Source organism: Pseudomonas sp. K5002 (assembly GCF_013386655.1).
Taxonomy (GTDB): domain Bacteria; phylum Pseudomonadota; class Gammaproteobacteria; order Pseudomonadales; family Pseudomonadaceae; genus Aquipseudomonas.
Map to the genome: position 1 here is coordinate 1 of NZ_JACARK010000083.1, position 4,498 is coordinate 4,498.

The following is a 4,498-nucleotide window of genomic DNA, read 5'->3' on the forward strand; positions in this document are numbered from 1 at the left end:
CCGCCAGGGCGCGCAGGGAGCGCAGCAGGCCGCGCCAGGCCGGGTTGCTCTGGATACGCAGGTGTTCCAGGGAGGCGTTGAGGTCGCCCAGGGCTTCGGCGAAGCTGTCGTCATAAACGAACGGCTGGCGCATCTGGATCGATTCGGCCAGGGTCTGGCAGGCCTTGCCTTGCTGGCGCAACAGGCGCTGGCAGCGGAACAGCACGTCGCTGTGGAAGAAGGCTTCGGCGAGGGCGTTGTAAGGGTAGTGCGACGAGCTGGCGCGCTCGTGGATGTCCTGGGCCAGGAAGTACAGCTTGAGGTAGCGGCTGACCTTGGAGCCCGGGCGACCATTGCCGACCCGGTGCAGGATGATCTCTTTGGCGGCGTTCAGTGCTGCCACCACCCGGCCGTTCTGCTGCGCCAGTTCCAGGCGCCGCGCTTCCACATCCAGTTGGCGGATCGGTTCGAACAGTGACGACTTGAGCTTGAGGTAGCGTCCCAGCTCGCGAAACAGTCGCGCCAGGCTCTGCTGCACCGGCTGGTTGGAAAACAGCACCTGCCACAACACCGACAGCGCGCCATACCACGCGGCGCCGGCCACCAGCAGCAAGGGTTCATGCCAGAAGTCGGTGACGGCGCCACCGCGCTGGTCCACGCCGATCATGGTGTAGACCGAGAGAATCAGGGTGGCCGAAGCGATCGCCCCATAACGCTCGCCGAGGGCACCGAGCATGGTCAGGCCGAAGCTGGACAGAGCCAGGAAGATCGCGAAGATCCAGGGATAAGGGAAAAGCAGTTCGACGGACAGTGCCGCAGTGCTGAAGCACACCAGTGTCACGGCCAGGGCGTTGAGCCGGCCTTGCCAGTTGTCATCGGTCTCGGCCAGGGCGCTGGCGATAATCCCCAGGAACAGCGGGATCAGCAGCGCCATTTCATTCTGGTACCAGCACAGCGCCATGCTGCCGGTCAGGGCGATGAATACCCGTACGCTGTAACTGAACTTATCCAGTGCCCAAAGGCGCCGCATGGACTGCTTGAAGGAGGTCGATGACATGAAGTCTGGGGTCTTCCGGGACGATGCCGCTAAATTGAGCCAGTAATGACGCCACGGCAAGCGTGGCGATCACATCTGAGAGCAAAATTTATTCCAGTCATTACTTCCAAGCACACCACGAACCAAATGTGGGAGCGGGCTTGCTCGCGAAGGCGGTGTATCAGTCACTGATGTATTAGCTGACACTCCGCCTTCGCGAGCAAGCCCGCTCCCACATTTTTTTACCGGGTTCCGTCAGGCAAATTGGGCAGCGGCATAACCGGAGGCCCACGCCCACTGGAAATTGAACCCGCCCAGGTGACCGGTCACATCCAACACTTCGCCGATGAAGTACAAACCGGGGCTTTTCAGGGATTCCATGGTCTTGGACGAGACTTCCCGGGTGTCCACGCCACCCAGGGTGACCTCGGCGGTGCGATAGCCTTCAGTACCCGCCGGCACCAGTTGCCAGCTCCCCAGTTTGCCGGCGATGTCGGCAATCTCGGCGTGGGTGTACTGCTTCATCGGCTTGGAAACGAACCAGGTTTCGGCCAGCAGGTTGGCCATCTTCTTGGTGAAGATCTCACCCAGCAGGGTTTTCAGCTCGCTGTTCGGGCGCTCCACCTGTTGCGCTTGCAGCCAGGTGTGGGCGTCGTGGTCGGGCAGCAGGTTGATTTCCACCGTGTCGCCGGGTTCCCAGTAGGAGGAAATCTGCAGGATCGCCGGCCCGCTCAGGCCGCGGTGGGTAAACAGGATGTTCTCGCGAAAGCTTTGGTCGTTGCAGCTCACCAGGCAATCCACGGACGTACCGGACAGCTCGCCGCACAATTCCTTGAGCTGGTCGGTGATGGTGAACGGCACCAGCCCGGCGCGGGTTGGCAGCAGTTCATGGCCGAACTGCTTGGCCACTTGATAACCAAAGCCGGTGGCCCCCAGGGTCGGGATCGACAGCCCGCCGGTGGCGATCACCAGTGATTCGCAGCGCAACTCACCCAGGGTGGTTTGCAACTGATAGCCGCCATCGACCTTGGCAATCTCCTGCACCGAGGTGTCCAGGTGCATGCTCACGCCGACCTGGATGCACTCATCCAGCAGCATCCCGAGGATGTCGCTGGACTTGTTGTCGCAGAACAGCTGGCCGAGTTTTTTCTCGTGGTACGGCACGCCGTGCTTGGCCACCAGCGCGATGAAATCCCACTGGGTGTAGCGGGCCAGGGCGGACTTGCAGAAGTGCGCGTTGTGGGAGAGGAAGTTGGCAGGCTCCGTGTACATATTGGTGAAGTTGCAGCGGCCACCGCCGGACATCAGGATCTTTTTGCCGGCCTTGTTCGCGTGGTCGATCAACATCACCTTGCGCCCACGCCCGGCGGCGGTCAGCGCACACATCAAGCCTGCGGCGCCGGCGCCAATGATCACAACTTCGGTCGAGCGCACAGCCATGTCCTCATACAAATTCTGAATTGGAATACAGTCAAATGTGGGAGCGGGCTTGCTCGCGAATGCGCAGTGTCAGTCACCGAATCTGTCGACTGATATACCGCATTCGCGAGCAAGCCCGCTCCCACATTTTTGATCTCGGTATAGCTTGAGATCTTTACAGGATACGCACGCGCAACGAACGGCCTTTGATCTTGCCGTCATTCAAGCGCTGCAGCGCCTGCTTGGCGATCCCGCGTTCAACGGCCACGAACGCCTGGAAATCAAAGATCGCGATCTTGCCGACCTGGGCCCCCGGAATCCCGGCTTCACCGGTCAGTGCGCCAAGGATATCGCCCGGGCGAACCTTGTCTTTACGGCCGGCGGCGATGCACAGGGTGCTCATCAATGGCAGCAACGGGCCGCCGCTCTGAGGCTTGAGGTTGTCCAGTTGGTCCCAGTTCAGCGGCGACTTCTGCAACTGCTCGATGGCCTGGGCGCGGTGGGCTTCAGACGGGGCAACCAGGCTGATAGCGATGCCAGTCTCACCCGCGCGACCGGTACGGCCCACGCGGTGGATGTGGATTTCCGAGTCGCGGGCCAGTTCGACGTTGATCACCATGTCCAGTGCATCAATGTCCAGGCCACGGGCGGCAACGTCAGTGGCGACCAGTACCGAAGTACTGCGGTTGGCGAACATCGCCAGTACCTGGTCACGGTCGCGCTGTTCCAGGTCGCCATGCAGGCCAACGGCGGAGATGCCCTTGGCGGTCAGGTGATCCACGGTTTCCTGCACTTGCTGCTTGGTAAAGCAGAAGGCTACGCAAGACGCCGGGCGGAAATGCGCCAGGACCTTGGTCACCGCGTCCATGCGCTCTTCCGGGGAGATCTCGTAGAAGCGTTGCTCGATCTGGTCGTCCGAGTGGAACGCTTCGGCCTTGACCTGTTGCGGCGCGCGCATGAATTTCGAGGCCAGCTGCTTGATGCTCACCGGGTAGGTGGCCGAGAACAGCAGGGTCTGGCGGCGGGCCGGGGTCTTGCTGATGATGTCTTCGATGGCGTCGTAGAAGCCCATGTCGAGCATGCGGTCGGCTTCATCGAGGATCAGCGTGTTTAAGCCGTCCAAAACCAGCGAACCCTTGCGCAGGTGCTGCTGGATGCGGCCCGGGGTGCCGACGATGACGTGGGCGCCGTGCTCCAGGGAAGCGATCTGCGGGCCGAGGGACACGCCGCCGCACAGGGTCAGCACTTTGATGTTGTCTTCGGCGCGGGCCAGGCGGCGGATTTCCTTGGCCACCTGGTCAGCCAGCTCGCGGGTCGGGCACATGACCAGTGCCTGGCAACCGAAGTAGCGCGGGTTGATCGGGTTCAGCAGGCCGATGCCGAAGGCTGCGGTCTTGCCGCTGCCGGTCTTGGCCTGGGCAATCAGGTCCAGCCCTTTGAGGATCACCGGCAAGCTTTGCGCCTGGATCTGCGTCATCTCGACATAACCCAGCGAGTCGAGGTTAGCCAGCATGGCGGCGGACAGGGGCAAAGTATTAAAAGCGGTGGCGATGGTAGTCACGGGACTGGCTCTGCAAAACAAAATGTCGCGCAGTGTACCAGTCTCGTGGGATTTTCCCTGCAAGTTCTAGACGAGAAGCCTGTTAATGCTCAATGTCGTGCTCACGGCTGACCACGCGTTTGCCATCTTTTGGCGACAATTGCAGGAAGATCGCCGCCGCCAGCATCGCCATGATGCCCACGGTGACGAAGGTCAACTGGAACGCCCCAAGCACCGTGTCGACCCCGTCGTTGCCCACTTCGGCGGTAAAACCACCCAGCAGCGCACCGGCGCAGGCCACCCCAAGGCTCAGGGACAACTGCGCCACCACCGACAGCAAACTGTTGCCGCTGCTGGCCTGGGCGTCGTCGAGGTCGATCAGGGTCACGGTGTTCATCGCGGTGAATTGCAGCGAGTTGATCGCCCCGAGGATCGCCAGCATGCTCAGCAGCAGCGGGTAGGGCGTGTGTTCGCTGACCAGGCCCATGCTCGCCAGCATGATGCCCAGCGCCAGGGTGTTGCCG

General features: G+C 61.8%; 3 protein-coding genes and 1 pseudogene. All 4 read right to left on the bottom strand.

Translation table 11 applies throughout. The features are described from left to right. On the bottom strand, positions 1–1,036 hold a 1,036-nt coding region (locus HX846_RS05070; protein ID WP_256739773.1), incomplete at its 3' end, for a YccS/YhfK family membrane protein. A gap of 234 nt (positions 1,037–1,270) precedes the next feature. Beyond that, entirely contained in the window at positions 1,271–2,449 is a 1,179-nt protein-coding gene (locus tag HX846_RS05075) for an NAD(P)/FAD-dependent oxidoreductase (protein ID WP_102604416.1), read from the bottom strand. Between the two features lie 160 nt (positions 2,450–2,609). Further along, positions 2,610–3,947 (bottom strand): ATP-dependent RNA helicase DbpA, encoded by a 1,338-nt coding sequence (gene dbpA, locus HX846_RS05080; RefSeq protein WP_256739774.1) that lies wholly within the window; start codon positions 3,945–3,947, stop codon positions 2,610–2,612. 130 nt (positions 3,948–4,077) lie between these two features. Beyond that, positions 4,078–4,498, bottom strand: a pseudogene (locus HX846_RS05085) (MFS transporter); the annotation flags it as partial.

Coding starts and splice junctions, on each gene's coding strand:
- dbpA (WP_256739774.1), bottom strand. CDS start 3,947: ATGCTGGCTAACCTCGACTCGCTGGGTTATGTCGAGATGACGCAGATC.